Here is a 13,949-nt window from a genome sequence, read left to right on the forward strand (position 1 = left end):
TAATTGGACGAGAATAAAGAACAAGGGCATGCCAGCGATTATGCTGAGCATGCCCTTTTTAGGTTATGCTGATCCAAGAGCGCCAACAGACATCCATATCAATTGAATATTTTCGAATATGAAGTTGTTCTAAAATGTTGTGTTATAAATGATACCGATCGTCTTGGGACCACAGTGACTGCAAATAACGCAGCCTGCCGTTGCTAACTCTACGCATGCACCCGTCTGTTCCTGGAGCGTTTGTTGCAATGCGATGGCATCTTCCTCCGCCATAGTATGAACAACAATCAATAAATCTCGATCAATCCGCTCCTTGTCACTGAGTGTATTTTGTAACATTTGCTCAAGCGCCTTTTCCCGTTTGCCACGCACTTTGTAGGCCGGGGTCATTTTACCGTCGGTTACGCGAATGACAGGGCGAATTTTAAGCAGGCTTCCAATCAGGTTCTGCATACCGGAGCAGCGTCCGCCTTTGTATAAATACTCGAGTGTATCGATTACAAATTCGGTGCGAACAGTTGGTTTCATCGCTTCAATCAGTTCTGTAATCTGTGCCAGATTCTGTCCTTGCTCCGCCGCATGGGCAGCTTTCATCACCATCAAGCCGATGCCTGAGGAGAGGTTTAGCGAATCGATGACAGAGATACGTGCCTCCGGAAATTCGGAGCTGGCGATCAGGGCATTTTGATAGGTGGATGAAAGTTCAGAAGATAAGGAAATATAGAGAATATCATCGCCTTGTTCTATGTAGGGTTGAAATGCTGCCATAAAATCTGCGGGTGAGGGAGCAGCAGTTTTAGGCAGAGCACCATCACGGCTTACACGTTCATATAATTGTTCTGGTTTAATCTCGGCTCCATCCTTCAGTGATTGCTCGCCAAATACGACATACAGAGGAATGATCCCGATATCATATTGCTGAACCCATTGGGGTGTCAGATCACTCGTGCTGTCCGCAAAAATTTTAATTCGTGCCATGTCAATCTCCTTTATCAATCCATATTTTTCTGCGAGTTATAAATGATTATAATTGTAGGTGGGGACCATTGCAGATCATGCACGGCCACTGAGTTTAATTATAAAGAAGCTGCTCTTTCATGCAAAGCATTACATCATGTATATGCCTCCGAGCAGCAGCCCTGCGAATAACAGAATGAGCAGGCCATTCAAAATGGTGCCGATGATAGCAAATACTTTTTTGCGATTTTTGAGCACCAATCCAATAACGCCCAGAATGATGCCGGCCAGGTTAAGAATCAGACAGATCAGGAAGGCTAATGATGCCAAAACGATGGCTGGATGGAAGGAAAGCTCTTCCCGACCTACTGATGAATCCAGAAGTTCAACGGAGCCGTACAATGCAAGAGAAGCCAGCACAAAGGTGATGATGTGCCCGATGAGTCCAACCAGACCCACAATGAAACTGGCTATGCCCGGACCTGAATGCTTGAGCCGTGCCGGAGGATGTGCTCCTGAATCAGAGGAAAGCATGTAATCGGTGTTACTGGAGCTATAGGGATCTGAATAGCCTGATTGGGAGGAGGAATTATTATTCCAGCCTGAATTTTGAGAGTTATGGTCATCCATGCGTAAGGACTCCTTTTTACAGATCATATAGTCTAAACAGCTTTACATAACTTATAATTTAAACAGCATAATGAAAACGTATTACCCCGTTTGCAGTGGAATGATTCGCATCTGCTCTGAATACGGCATTCCTTTCTACTTTTCCACAATTATCGAGAAAAAGCAAGGTTTCATGCATGAGGTTTGTAATAATTCGTTGGAAATATTCATGCGTAAAGTCTTGGAATCATGAGATGAGACATTTCAAGCTGGCTGGTAATGCGATCATGAATTAGCTACAATAATATGAAGTCAGAAATGAATCTAGGGAGAGAATGAATATGCAGCGAAAATGGATGATGTTTGGAGCGATTTTAACGATGCTGTCTGTAGGTATTGGTGCATTTGGTGCACATATGCTCAAAGACAAAATTGGGGCAAGTGCAATCGCTACATATGAAACCGGAGTGCAGTACCATATGATTCATGCTCTGGGTCTGCTTATTATTGGATTGACGGCAGGACAACTTGGCGAATCCCTGAAGCTGAAATGGGCGGCGCGTTTGCTGTTTGCCGGTATTATCATTTTTTCGGGCAGTCTGTATGTGCTGAGCATCTCGGGTATTAAAATTCTGGGGGCAATCACACCCATTGGCGGGGTAGCTTTTATCATTGGTTGGCTGCTTTTCGCAATAGATGTTTGGCAGCGAGGTCAGAGCAGGTCAGCGAACTAAAGTCATGCTATCGATCAAATGTTATGTTACAAGAATGGGATTATAATAAAAGCAACCTGCGATCGAATGTTTTGCATTCCAGCTCAGGTTGCTTTTTGTGTTTTTTCAATTAGCGTTATTTCATTGAAAGTTACAGCAAAAACTCATCAATTTCGTTTGTTCGGAAAGTATAGACCTGTTTTTCATCCACATGGTAGATACTTACCACATTATTATCCCGATCAAAATTAAGAATACGACAAGGAATGCTCTGATGTTTACCATTTTTGTTGTTCACTACAATTCGAGTGAGGCGATTTTCTTTAATCAAGGATTGAATCCAGGCTTCGAACGAATTGGTGTCAGCCACATGAGATGAGTCGGAAGCAGGAACAGAATCAGTCTTATCCGACTTGTTTGAGGTCTGCTGTCCATCGGGTACTTGTGGTTGTTGCTGCAAATCCAACTGAATGGGCTCAGTGGCGTTTGTTATGTTCTGCTGAAGCATCGCTTCAATAATGTTACCGAGTTCTATTCCGGAATGAATCCGAAAGTCCGCAATTTGTTCCTGTTTGTTGATGAACTCCATCAGGGACTGCAGTGCCAGTGCATTTGATCGGCTTTTGATAAGTATATCGACGTTAAATAAAAAGCCGATGTCATCTTGATTGGATACGGTTTGTTTCATTCATCCCAGCCCCGTTAAATAGTGTGTCAGCACAAACGTGCTCCAATACACTATAGCATTAATGTGCTGGAAATCATAGTACTAGAGACTTATGAAACAGGTATGAAACAGGTATGAAACAGGTATGAAACAGGTATGAAACTAGTGTGAAACTCTTCTATGTTGTGCGAATAGCCTTCTTTTTTCAGCCCGGAATCACCCCTTTTGCAGGCTTCACAAACCATTTACGCAGCTATAATTTAGTAAAGCAGGTCAGGAAGCAACAGGGGGAATAAATAATGAGCACTTCATATCACAATCGTTTGAGATACGTATTCAAGGTTACATCTTCCCGTATTCGAAAAGCGGATTATCATCTATCTTTAAGAAGAATGGGGTGCTTATATTGAAAACGGATGATGACTTGAATCGTCGTTTTATCACGTATATGGCCAATCTTATATACTACAACTCTATTAATTATGACAAAAAGAGACGAATGAAGGACAGCCGATTCCAGCTAACTTTAGACAACGATGAGAACTTAGATTCTGCCTTACTTGCAGCTTATGACTCAGAATCTGTGCCACCAAATTTAAAAGATCACATTGCGGATCAGTCACTTTATCAAGCGTATGAATCCCTTTCAGCACAACAACAACAGATTTTATCTTTTGCTTACGTACAAGGACTAAATGACAAGGAAATAGCCAGAATATTGGGAGTATCCCAGCAAAATGTCTCGAAACACCGCTTAAAAGCTCTCACTAAATTGCGCAACTTAATAACGGAAGGGAATGAATTATGATGGAGGGTGACATTGCTACTGTTATTGCTAATTTAGGCTTCCCGATTGCAATTACTTTGTATCTACTTATTCGATTTGAAAAGAAAATATCTGATCTGAGCGATGCTATTAATGGCTTAAAGAATGAAATACAAAAAAATGTAAAGAGGTGATTTTATGTTGGCCGAACTTTTAGTACAAGCACAGCAGCATCATGATCAGGAGGCAACATTACATATTCTAGAATCCTTCACACCTAAGATCAAAGCCTCCTTGCGACAAGTACCTGCCGATCATCGAGATGATCTAAAACAGGAACTCTATGTCAAAATGATTGAAGTGATACAGACTTTTAATATTAGTGCGTTGAAATAAAATTTAGAGAATGGTTGTAAAAAAAGAGACTCACTTCTCTTTATACATATGTGAAGGCAATACGGCATTGCAGAAAACTTGGGAATGGTTGTTCTCGCTATGATTCCTCCATATTGCCCACATAACTAATATAATAACATTAGGAGTGATTTATTATGGCAAATCTAAGCGCAAATGGAGTAGCTTTTATGAAAGGGCATGAGGGACTTAACTTAAAATTCTATGGCGATATTTATGGATATCCAACAGTTGGATATGGACATCTGATAACAAAGTCTAAAGTATATACCAAAAATACAAATTTAACGCAGGCACAAGCTGATGCTCTATCTAAAACTTTGGGGCTCAGTTATACTTCTCCAATTACTCAATCTCAGGCAGATACATTCTTTTCCAATGATACTGTAAGTGCTGTACAAGCAGTAAATAATCTGACACTTCCTGCCGGTATGTCGCTTTCACAAAATCAGTTTGATGCACTGGTTTCGCTCACTTTTAATGCAGGTCCTGGGGTCCTTAATACCAATGATGTAAAAAATCTGCTTGCTTACAAACTAATCTATTCATCTTTTCAAGGCCCACGTTCAGATGTAGAAAAAGATAATTGTTCGAAACTAGTCAGCAAAGCATTTTCATATGACAGAAACTTAACAAGACGAAGAAATGAAGAAGCAACTTTGTTTTGTAAAGGGCAGCCTTACACTCACAAATATCCAGTATATTCACTTTAGTTCAATCCTTTTGTAACATAACAAGAAGGTCAGCCTAGGCTGACCTTCTATCATTGTACGCCCAGCATGGGCGTCATCTCTAGGGTGAAAGTCCCGAGCGGGGGCTGGCAAGCGCCTACCGTTAGCCAAGGGCAAGGGTGTCCACCGTGAGGTGGAATCTAAAGGAAGCCGGAGGCATAAGCACGGCCTGAGGTACACGAACCCAATTTGAGGCGGCTGCAGCCGGATGAGTCACCCATACATGACAAAATCCAAAGCTGCCAAAGGCTACAGCCGTAGACTTGGGCAGGCGCAGGCGGAAAGATGACGTTCTTATCTGGGGAGGCCTGTCGGATAAGCAAGAAAAGAAAACTTGTAACCGTAGCTGAGAGGCTGCGCTGAACCGGCAGGAGTCAGCAGAGGCCATAGTACGTCAACTGTTGCAACAGTAAGGGCTGAACCGAAAGGAGAGAGGAAAGCGATGCGTTCGCATGAAGAGCAACGACAGCCGAATATCTCGCAAGAGAGCTGCCAGCAAAGATAAGCGGTGAAGCCGCCAGGGTATGCCGGAGCGCCGAGTTCTTCATCGGCACAAGCCTCCTCTTCCTCTCGCAAAGCAGAGAGCAACCTGCAGGAGCGAATGCTCGAAGGAGAAAACCTTCGACTCGCGTATAAACGAGTGGTACAGAACGGAGGAGCACCCGGTGTGGACCATGTAACGGTAGCGGATCTACAAGCTTACCTGAAAACACATTGGGAACCGGTGAAAGCCGAACTTCTAGCAGGTACCTACAGAAAAGCGCCAGTCAAACGAGTGGAAATCCCCAAACCCGGAGGCGGCGTAAGGCAGTTAGGTATTCCGACCGTGATGGACCGCTTTCTCCAGCAGGCTCTTCTACAAGTCATGAATCCGATCTTTGACGCAGGGTTCTCGTGGTACAGCTACGGCTTTCGGCCGGGGAAAAGCGCACATGACGCCGTGAAACAAGCACAAAGATACATCCAAAATGGCCTCAGATGGGTCGTAGATCTCGATCTGGAGAAATTCTTTGACCAGGTGAATCACGACATGCTCATGGCAAGAGTGGCGCGGAAAGTAGCAGACAAAAGAGTACTAAAACTGATTCGTGCTTACCTGAACGCAGGAGTGATGGTGGATGGAAAACGGGAAAGCAGCCGGGAAGGAACACCTCAAGGCGGTCCGCTAAGTCCACTTTTGGGGAACATCCTACTGGATGATCTGGATAAAGAATTGATGGGACGAGGGTTGCCATTCGTACGCTATGTTGACGACTGCAATATCTTTGTGGCGAGTAAGCGTGCCGGTGAGCGCGTCATGGAATTCGTAAGTCGATTTGTAGAAGGGGAGCTGAAACTGAAAGTGAACCGGGAGAAAGTGCGGTACCCAGACCCTGGAACCGGAAATTTCTAGGGTTCAGCTTCCTAAGCCAGAAACAGGCAACGATTCGCATAGAACCGAAGACCCTCTATGTATTTAAATAGAGGGTCCGCGAATTGACGAATCGAACAGAGTTCATTTCTATGGAGGAAAGAATTAACCGATTAAACCGCTATCTGACGGGGGGGGGGCGGCTATTTTCGTCTAGCCTCGGCCAAGACGCACTTCAAAAAGCTGGACCAGTGGATTCAGAGAAGACTGCGAATGTGCCTATGGAAGCAATGGAAACGAGTACGAACACGAATTCGAGAACTCCGTGCCCTTGGGGTCCCAGAGTGGGCTTGTTTTACAATGGCGAACTCAAGGCGAGGCGCATGGGAATTGTCCCGGAACACCAATAACGCCCTCCCGACTTCCTATTGGGAAGCGAAAGGGCTGAAAAGTTTACTTTCACGATATCTGGAACTTTGTTAACCTTTTGGAACCGCCGTATGCGGACCCGCATGTACGGTGGTGTGAGAGGACGGAGGCTTGCCGCCTCCTCCTACTCGATTAATCCGAAATTTTCTTAAGCTCAAAGATAGTTGCCTCTGATAACAAGATAAGCCTCTCGTTATTAACAACAAAAAAACTTAAACTTACAGGTATACTACGTTTTGTAGAAGGGTCAATTACATCTATTGCTTTTACTACATCATTTTTATTTAAGTCTGGAATATCTATTTTATATAATCTATAAAAAGAATCTGAGTTATTGCATGTCGTTGTAACCTCATATAATGGTTTTTTTAGTTCAGTTTGATATTGACTGTAATTTTTAATTCCTTTTGATGAAAAAAAGTCTTTTTTGATGATTATTTCATCTCCGATAAATTTCTGCCCTGTGGGATGTTCAGAAGCATCATTATATGAATTTGCAAATCCTAAAAGCTTCTCAACTTTCCAAGTTCCATAGAAATAATTTTCAGTTTCACTATCCAAACTTGTACGTTCTACAGTACAATCATCATTATTTTGCTGTGTTGTTACTTGTTTACTGGGGGACTCACCCGAACCTTGCGTATCGGTTGCAGGCTTATCTGGTCCACCACATCCTGAAAGTAAAACGAAGCTCAACATCATCAATACACCAAGCATTTTTTTCACCCTAAAATCTCCTTTCGTCTATTAGATGAAATTATATCAGAGCAAATGAACCTAAGAATGACATAACATTAACATTATTTACGATTAAAGTTAAATTTATGTTACATGATCGGAAACAATACTGCTCTTCGTCATTCACACTGGTTCTCAAATTTATTTACTTTGCCGCTATACCAGGAATGTCTTTACGATATCCTTTTTCCATGTATCCTTGAGCTTTCAAATATTTCATACCTCAAACCTATCGGTGAGAACAACTCTACTTCTGACGAAATAAATACACTTTTTCTTATCTCACGGCTGGTGTCCACACGGCGATCCGCCAAAAGGCATACACTTATCGTGATCTGTGGAAGAGGAGGTGGATCGGGAGATTATGGTGACAATGGAACCGATCGTAGTGGGAGACCATGTGCTCGTGGGGGTAGAAGTCAAACTTCCCAAAACGACACTGCTAACAATTAATACATCCAAAGGATACATTATGTGCGGAGCGCTTGATGTGGGGTTGTTGAATGAAAAGCTGGGGGATCGCAAGATCGTGGCCGCTAGGGCTGTGGGTGTTCGAACGTTAGAGCAGCTGCTGCATGCACCGATGGAATCGGTGACGACTGAGGCGGAGGCCATGGGAATTACAGTTGGCATGACAGGTGTAGAAGCATTGTTGAAAATGATGTAATGAAATGATGTGACATGAATGGTCTGATCAGGAGCAGCCTTTAAGAGGCTGTTTCTGGTATAGTTTTTAACGTATGCTGCTGATGATGCGCGTGTGGCTTGGGACCTGACTGCAAGATATGCGCTTGGAAAATGTAAAACGAAGAAGAAGGGACCTTCAACGCATCGCATTTCGGCCGTGAGCAAATCAATGGCAGAATGTTGATTCTGAATTTTAACGATTCTCACAAACCTTATTTCGGTGAAATTACAGGTTTAATAAACGTAACGATTCCCAGTGACGCTATTTCCTTCGGAATAGGGTATTATTTTGAAGGATTTTATAACAGAAAGACTAAAATAGCGTTTCTCGGAATCGTTACGTTCTCAGAAGGGCAGAAATACATCAAATAGCGTCGTCTCGATTCGTTAGCGTTCATACCATGCTGTCCAACACCCAACAAACTCTCAAGCGCATCTTCTCATCATATTACATCTCAATGCATCACCTTGACTAATCATTCCACCTCTCCATGCATCGCACACGACATACCGCACACGACACATCGAACACCACATCACTACACCGCGCACACCGCACACAGCACATCACACACGGCATACCGCACACCGCACACCGCACACAGCACATCACACACGGCATACCACACACCACATACACCTCACATCACACGCTGCACTATATCAGCCCACATCACATTGCTCCACCTGGCCACCACTACAACTACCATCACTGCAAAAAAAATAGCTGCCGAGATATTCCGGGCAGCTTGGACAAAGTCGGATGATTTCCTCCTTTGTCCATTCTACAATGACAAACGTCCAATCGTTGTTGGACGTATCCAAGTCCGGCGCAGGGCAGAGCATCTTATGCGCCAAGCTCTTTACACCACGTGCAAGGAGATGCACACCGTGCGAAACTAACTACTTATTCTCAGCAAACAAGGCAGCCAGGTTCTCCTGAAAAGGTGCACGAACGATGCCTTTTTCCGTAATAATCGCTGTAACATACTCGTTCGGCGTAACATCAAAGGCCGGATTGTAAACTTTAACACCCTTCGGTGCAGTACGCTTTCCGAATCCTTCGGTGACTTCCTCAGCGGCACGCTCCTCGATGGGAATCAGATCACCAGATGCAGTGGACAAGTCAATGGTGGACAACGGACTTGCGACATAGAACGGAATGTTGTGTGCTTTGGCAAGCACAGCCAGGCTGTACGTACCAATTTTGTTGGCGACATCTCCGTTGGCTGCTACGCGATCCGTACCCACGATGACAGCTTGCACCCAGCCTTTGGACATGACCATACCTGCCATGTTGTCACAAAGCAAAGTAACATCAATGCCGGCTTGCTGCAGCTCAAACGCTGTCAGGCGAGCGCCTTGCAGTACAGGGCGCGTCTCGTCAGCAAACACCTTGAGATGAATGCCTCGCTCCTGAGCAAGATACATCGGGGCCGTCGCTGTCCCGTATTTGGCCGTAGCCAATCCGCCTGCGTTGCAGTGAGTCAGTACACCCATCCCGTCTTCAAACAGGGGCAGGGCATGCTCTCCGATCATGCGGCACACTTCCTCGTCTTCCTTCTGAATGAGCAGTGCCTCCACTTCAAGCGCATCGGTGCTTTCTGCCAGACTCAGGCCCGCTTCTGCCGCTTGATTCGCCTTTTGCATCATGCGATCAAGCGCCCAGAACAAATTAACCGCTGTTGGACGGGATGTCGCGAGGTGTGCGCAGACGGACTTGACATGATCGAGCCAACCTTGAATGGCGATGCCATCATAAGCTTTGGCTCCGAGCACGACACCAAATGCTGCCGCAATGCCAATGGCAGGTGCACCGCGCACTTTCATGGAATGAATGGATTCCCATACTTCCTCAGGAGTGTACAGTTTCAGCATTAGAATGGTTTCGGGCAGCAGACGCTGATCGAGCATTTCGAGCTTGTCCTTTTTCCAATTGAGCGAAGACAGAGGCTGATGTTCAGGGGTTGTCATAGATGTTCCTCCGTTCATAATATTAGGCTTTAACTGCAGTTAGGGCAGAAGATACCATGTCCAGCACTTCACCAATGGTGTTCACTTGGCGATGCTTCTTGAGCAGCGCTTTTCCGACCGCCAATGCTTTGCGCTGTGCACGCTCACGTTCCGCATCGTCTGCAATCGTGTCAATGTCAGCCACATGCGCAAGTCCTACGATGCGGCGCACCATTTTGGCTCCCGTGAATCCAATCGAATCCCGGAACAGCTGCTGTACATACAGATGTTGATACCCTGGCGTTTTTGCCATCGGGTCAACGAGATCGGAAGCCCACAACGCACGAAAACGAGCTTCGAACTCGGTCCAGACGTCATGCACCATGTTTAAAATCTCTGTCTCACGCTGTTCTCTTGCTGATGGTTCCTGAATGCGACCTGACAGTGAAACATAATGAAGCAGCAGGTTCGCCAGCACGGCACCTACGTCAAAGCCCATCGGGCCATAGAAAGCAAACTCGGGATCGATGACTTTGGTTGACTCGGGTGTGACAAAAATACTGCCTGTGTGCAGGTCGCCGTGCAGCAGTGCTTGTCCATGGGTCAGGAACTTCTCACGCAGCAGGGCGATTTCCAGATGCAGCTCTTCATCTGTACGCAGCGCTTCGGCTTCATCTTCAATGGCAGCGTCATAGTTATTATTTTGTGCAATCCGATACGGCTCATCAAAGATCAGGTCTTCCGTAATTTTACATTGGTCAGGGTTAACGAATCGTCCCTGCTGTTCCTTCTTCTGCTGCTGATTCATACCAAGGTCTGAAGTGAAAAACAGTGTTCTTGCCATAAACTCTCCGATATGCCCCGCAAAAAGTGGATAGGAGGCACCGTCAATCAGGCCTTTACGCATAATAACGTGATCACTCAGATCCTCCATAACCGTCAGAGCGAGATCGTCATCGTAATGGTACACTTCAGGCACCATGCCTGGGCACAGGCGGTATTCCTCTTGTAAAATTTCACGTTCAATCCGGGCACGTACAAGCGATAGCGGCCATGATTCTCCAACCACTTTCGCATAAGGAAGCGCCTGTTTGATAATGATACTTTTATCGGAGTTCTGGTCCGTAATGTGGAAAACGAGATTCAGATTGCCGTCACCAATCTCACGACATTCCAGATTCGCATCTGCCGTAAACGGGCCCGGTAATGTTTTGGCCAGTTCAATCGCTTCATGGGGAGTTAAAGGATGATATTCAGTCACAGGTGACACCTCCGTATATATGAAGAAAGAGGAAGCTCTGCTCAAGAAACAGAAAACGCTGCTTCAAGCAACAGGAAAACCCACTTCTTTGCTTGGTTTATGACAGTATATCGGATATAGTCTCGTTTTTGAACTTTTTTTTGAGACAACTCAAGTATGCTGTGATTCGAAGATCAGGTCTGCGGGTAAAAACAAATAGGCCGGGCAGTTAAGAAAAACCGCGCCAGAAAACAACTTCGCCAATCAGGCGATCATGATCATTAACTCTCTGTCTTGCATGCAGCAACCTCGACCTGTTAGTGGACAGACTAAAATTTTAAATTAAAGGATGGGATTGAATATGGCTACAAAAAACAAAACAGATCAAGCGAAATCCGTAGAACAAGTACTTAATCGTCAGGTAGCAAACCTGAACGTGCTGTATGTCAAAATCCATAACTATCACTGGTATGTTAAAGGCCCGAACTTTTTCACGTTGCATGTGAAATTCGAAGAATTTTATAACGAAATTACCGTTCAGATGGACGAGATTGCTGAGCGCCTGCTCACACTGAAAGGCAGCCCGGTTGCCACCATGAAAGAGTATCTGGAAATGGCTTCGATTCAGGAGGCTTCTGGCAAGGAAGATGCGAATGCAATGGTACAGAACCTGATTGAAGACTTCGCAACACTCTCCAGCGAATATCAGGAAGGTATTGATTTGGCCGACGCGGCTGAAGATCAGCCGACTGCCGATATGCTGACAGGCTTTAAGGCCGATCTGGAGAAACATATGTGGATGCTTCGCGCTTACCTTGGGTAACAAGTTGTCAGAAGCGCATTAACCGTCTATACTGCTGTCAAGAGTGACAGGGGAGGACGAGTTGGATGGTAGACGGAGCAGCGGTACCGGCATTGAAAGAATGGGCCTCAGCGATCAAAGCGCTGGAGGATGGTCGCCAGATCATGGTGATGCGCAAAGGCGGTATTGTGGAGGAAACGAAGCATTTTGAGTTGAAAAGTCCAGCATTTTACCTGTATCCGACTTATGAGCATCAGCGTAAAGAACTGATCAAGTCCCCGGATCAATCCTATGTTGAAGAGTCGCTGGCCGAATGTGAGCCTGAAGCTTCAACGATCCGCATTACGGCTTATGCTGAAGTAACGCAGGATTTGGAGATTCGGGATCAGGAGATGCTGGATCGACTTCTGGAATATCATATGTGGACAGCGGATTTTGCCGAAGCCCGTTTGAAGTGGAAAAAGAAAGATCCGCTCCACGTATTGATTTTACGTGTATACCGTTTGCAGGAGCCGATGGAAATTGCTGTACTGCCTGAATATAATGGCTGCCGTTCGTGGATTTCCATTCCGAATGGTCCGGTGCCGCGCGCGATGACGCCAGTGCTGGACGTTGCGGATTTTGACAAACAGGTACGGAAGATAAACGAAACGCTCAAAATGTAATGGCTTGGCTCATCAAACTTGAGATGATGAAGCGGAGAGGCTTATCCAGAGATGGATAGGTCTTTTTTTCATAAACAGCGCGCAAGCTGAACAAACTGTGAATTTTGTGATAAATATCACTGTCTGGCCGAGCGGAATTTGTTTTCTCATTTGATTCAAACAGGCATTTATTATAGAATCAGAAGGAATGAAGTTTCCTGAAAAGGATAACAACTGATAGGAAATGACTTGATAATCATTGAGAATCAGTTTAGAATTATTCTAAAGTGATTGTTGCTTTTAGCGTGCGTGAAGAAATGCTTTGGAGCGCATGTGAAAATTGCTTCACCCAAGGCATACCGAAACAGAGAAAGTCAGGGGAAGCCCTGTTCAGATATAATAGGCGCTTTTTCGTTTTCGACAGCAAACATCAATTTTAAATGGAGGGAAACATTACACATGACTACGAATTTCGTCATTGAAGGTCTGAAAGCGACCATTGAAGGTAAAGAAATCCTGAAAGGCATTAACCTGGAGATGAAAGGTGGAGAAATCCACGCGATCATGGGACCGAACGGAACAGGTAAATCCACTTTGGCTTCTGCTCTGATGGGACACCCTAAATATGAAGTAACAGACGGTTCAGTAACACTTGATGGTGAAGATGTACTCGATATGGCTGTAGATGAGCGCGCACGCGCGGGTCTGTTCCTGGCGATGCAGTACCCAAGTGAAATTGCGGGTGTAACTAACTCTGACTTCCTGCGCAGTGCGATCAATGCACGTCGCGGCGAAGGCAACGAGATCTCCCTGATCAAGTTCATTCGTCAGATGGAAGCTAAAATGAAAGAACTCGACATGAATCCTGAGTTTGCTCATCGTTACCTGAACGAAGGCTTCTCCGGCGGTGAGAAAAAACGGAACGAAATTCTGCAAATGATGCTGCTTGATCCGAAAATCGTCATTCTTGATGAGATTGACTCCGGTCTGGACATCGATGCTCTGAAAATCGTAGCAAACGGCGTAAATGCAATGAAGAGCGAAGATCGCGGTTTCTTGATCATCACGCACTATCAGCGCTTGCTTAACTACATTACTCCGGATTATGTACACGTAATGATGCAAGGTCGTATCGTGAAATCCGGCGGTCCTGAACTGGCTCACCGTCTGGAAGCTGAAGGTTATGACTGGGTTAAAGAAGAACTGGGAATTACAGACGAAACTGTAGGTCAAGAAGCGTAAAGACAA

15 protein-coding genes and 1 pseudogene are annotated in these 13,949 nt (G+C 45.1%); 10 read left to right on the plus strand and 6 right to left on the minus strand.

Going from position 1 to position 13,949, the window contains the following annotated elements; translation table 11 throughout:
• Positions 1–129 precede the first annotated feature (129 nt).
• Together HNR77_RS00105 and HNR77_RS00110 are read right to left on the minus strand one after the other, a co-directional pair.
• Positions 130–978, minus strand: a complete 849-nt coding sequence (locus HNR77_RS00105) for a DegV family protein (RefSeq protein ID WP_184179460.1) — start codon at positions 976–978, stop codon at positions 130–132.
• A 129-nt stretch (positions 979–1,107) separates the two neighbouring features.
• Positions 1,108–1,587, minus strand: a complete 480-nt coding sequence (locus HNR77_RS00110; RefSeq protein ID WP_184179463.1) for a hypothetical protein — start codon at positions 1,585–1,587, stop codon at positions 1,108–1,110.
• Positions 1,588–1,907: 320 nt separating this feature from the next.
• Here HNR77_RS00110 and HNR77_RS00115 point away from each other — a divergent pair, with 320 nt between their 5' ends.
• The gene (locus HNR77_RS00115) at positions 1,908–2,300 is read left to right on the plus strand and encodes a DUF423 domain-containing protein (protein ID WP_184179466.1); all 393 of its coding nucleotides are present in this window, start codon (positions 1,908–1,910) and stop codon (positions 2,298–2,300) included.
• A 130-nt stretch (positions 2,301–2,430) separates the two neighbouring features.
• Here HNR77_RS00115 and HNR77_RS00120 read toward each other — a convergent pair whose 3' ends face one another.
• Positions 2,431–2,967, minus strand: a complete 537-nt coding sequence (locus HNR77_RS00120) for a hypothetical protein (RefSeq protein WP_184179469.1) — start codon at positions 2,965–2,967, stop codon at positions 2,431–2,433.
• A 385-nt stretch (positions 2,968–3,352) separates the two neighbouring features.
• Between HNR77_RS00120 and HNR77_RS00125 the strand changes: the two genes are divergently transcribed.
• The 5 genes and pseudogenes from HNR77_RS00125 (at position 3,353) to ltrA (ending at position 6,691) form a co-directional block, all read left to right on the plus strand.
• The gene (locus HNR77_RS00125; RefSeq protein ID WP_184179473.1) at positions 3,353–3,754 is read left to right on the plus strand and encodes a sigma-70 family RNA polymerase sigma factor; all 402 of its coding nucleotides are present in this window, start codon (positions 3,353–3,355) and stop codon (positions 3,752–3,754) included.
• Positions 3,754–3,906 (plus strand): YvrJ family protein, encoded by a 153-nt coding sequence (locus HNR77_RS00130; RefSeq protein WP_311768548.1) that lies wholly within the window; start codon positions 3,754–3,756, stop codon positions 3,904–3,906. The genes HNR77_RS00125 and HNR77_RS00130 overlap by 1 nt, the downstream gene beginning before the upstream one ends.
• A gap of 4 nt (positions 3,907–3,910) precedes the next feature.
• Positions 3,911–4,108 carry a helix-turn-helix domain-containing protein gene (locus HNR77_RS00135; RefSeq protein WP_184179479.1) on the plus strand — a complete coding sequence of 66 codons (198 nt, stop codon included), beginning with the start codon at positions 3,911–3,913 and terminating at the stop codon, positions 4,106–4,108.
• Positions 4,109–4,263: 155 nt separating this feature from the next.
• Complete coding sequence (locus HNR77_RS00140; protein WP_184179482.1) at positions 4,264–4,839, plus strand: lysozyme; 576 nt, start codon at positions 4,264–4,266, stop codon at positions 4,837–4,839.
• 619 nt (positions 4,840–5,458) lie between these two features.
• Positions 5,459–6,691 (plus strand): annotated as a pseudogene (gene ltrA, locus HNR77_RS00145) (group II intron reverse transcriptase/maturase).
• Positions 6,692–6,769: 78 nt separating this feature from the next.
• On the opposite strand, the gene HNR77_RS00150 reads toward ltrA, so the two are convergent.
• A complete protein-coding gene (locus tag HNR77_RS00150) occupies positions 6,770–7,354 on the minus strand; it encodes a hypothetical protein (RefSeq protein ID WP_221443642.1) in 585 nt (194 codons plus the stop codon).
• A gap of 385 nt (positions 7,355–7,739) precedes the next feature.
• On the opposite strand from HNR77_RS00150, the gene HNR77_RS00155 reads away from it, so the two are divergent.
• The gene (locus HNR77_RS00155) at positions 7,740–8,042 is read left to right on the plus strand and encodes a YunC family protein (protein ID WP_145403032.1); all 303 of its coding nucleotides are present in this window, start codon (positions 7,740–7,742) and stop codon (positions 8,040–8,042) included.
• A 923-nt stretch (positions 8,043–8,965) separates the two neighbouring features.
• Here HNR77_RS00155 and mtnA read toward each other — a convergent pair.
• Together mtnA and mtnK are read right to left on the minus strand one after the other, a co-directional pair.
• Positions 8,966–10,054 carry an S-methyl-5-thioribose-1-phosphate isomerase gene (gene mtnA / locus HNR77_RS00160; RefSeq protein WP_184179489.1) on the minus strand — a complete coding sequence of 363 codons (1,089 nt, stop codon included), beginning with the start codon at positions 10,052–10,054 and terminating at the stop codon, positions 8,966–8,968.
• A gap of 4 nt (positions 10,055–10,058) precedes the next feature.
• A complete protein-coding gene (mtnK, locus tag HNR77_RS00165) occupies positions 10,059–11,276 on the minus strand; it encodes an S-methyl-5-thioribose kinase (protein WP_184179492.1) in 1,218 nt (405 codons plus the stop codon).
• A 340-nt stretch (positions 11,277–11,616) separates the two neighbouring features.
• Between mtnK and HNR77_RS00170 the strand changes: the two genes are divergently transcribed.
• The 3 genes from HNR77_RS00170 (at position 11,617) to sufC (ending at position 13,943) form a co-directional block, all read left to right on the plus strand.
• Entirely contained in the window at positions 11,617–12,078 is a 462-nt protein-coding gene (locus HNR77_RS00170; protein ID WP_184179495.1) for a Dps family protein, read from the plus strand.
• Between the two features lie 65 nt (positions 12,079–12,143).
• Positions 12,144–12,722, plus strand: coding sequence for a DUF1802 family protein (locus HNR77_RS00175; RefSeq protein WP_184179499.1), 579 nt, complete (start codon positions 12,144–12,146; stop codon positions 12,720–12,722).
• 438 nt (positions 12,723–13,160) lie between these two features.
• Positions 13,161–13,943, plus strand: a complete 783-nt coding sequence (sufC, locus tag HNR77_RS00180; protein ID WP_145403029.1) for a Fe-S cluster assembly ATPase SufC — start codon at positions 13,161–13,163, stop codon at positions 13,941–13,943.
• Positions 13,944–13,949: the final 6 nt, after the last annotated feature.

This window comes from Paenibacillus sp. JGP012, from assembly GCF_014203995.1.
Taxonomy (GTDB): Bacteria; Bacillota; Bacilli; order Paenibacillales; family Paenibacillaceae; genus Paenibacillus; species Paenibacillus silvae.

Bases quoted from the DNA above. Each gene is read 5' to 3' on its own strand.
- HNR77_RS00105 (WP_184179460.1), bottom strand. From the start codon at position 978: ATGGCACGAATTAAAATTTTTGCGGACAGCACGAGTGATCTGACACCC.
- HNR77_RS00110 (WP_184179463.1), bottom strand. From the start codon at position 1,587: ATGGATGACCATAACTCTCAAAATTCAGGCTGGAATAATAATTCCTCC.
- HNR77_RS00115 (WP_184179466.1), top strand. From the start codon at position 1,908: ATGCAGCGAAAATGGATGATGTTTGGAGCGATTTTAACGATGCTGTCT.
- HNR77_RS00120 (WP_184179469.1), bottom strand. From the start codon at position 2,967: ATGAAACAAACCGTATCCAATCAAGATGACATCGGCTTTTTATTTAAC.
- HNR77_RS00130 (WP_311768548.1), top strand. From the start codon at position 3,754: ATGGAGGGTGACATTGCTACTGTTATTGCTAATTTAGGCTTCCCGATT.
- HNR77_RS00135 (WP_184179479.1), top strand. From the start codon at position 3,911: ATGTTGGCCGAACTTTTAGTACAAGCACAGCAGCATCATGATCAGGAG.
- HNR77_RS00140 (WP_184179482.1), top strand. From the start codon at position 4,264: ATGGCAAATCTAAGCGCAAATGGAGTAGCTTTTATGAAAGGGCATGAG.
- HNR77_RS00150 (WP_221443642.1), bottom strand. From the start codon at position 7,354: ATGCTTGGTGTATTGATGATGTTGAGCTTCGTTTTACTTTCAGGATGT.
- HNR77_RS00155 (WP_145403032.1), top strand. From the start codon at position 7,740: ATGGTGACAATGGAACCGATCGTAGTGGGAGACCATGTGCTCGTGGGG.
- mtnA (WP_184179489.1), bottom strand. From the start codon at position 10,054: ATGAACGGAGGAACATCTATGACAACCCCTGAACATCAGCCTCTGTCT.
- HNR77_RS00170 (WP_184179495.1), top strand. From the start codon at position 11,617: ATGGCTACAAAAAACAAAACAGATCAAGCGAAATCCGTAGAACAAGTA.
- HNR77_RS00175 (WP_184179499.1), top strand. From the start codon at position 12,144: ATGGTAGACGGAGCAGCGGTACCGGCATTGAAAGAATGGGCCTCAGCG.
- sufC (WP_145403029.1), top strand. From the start codon at position 13,161: ATGACTACGAATTTCGTCATTGAAGGTCTGAAAGCGACCATTGAAGGT.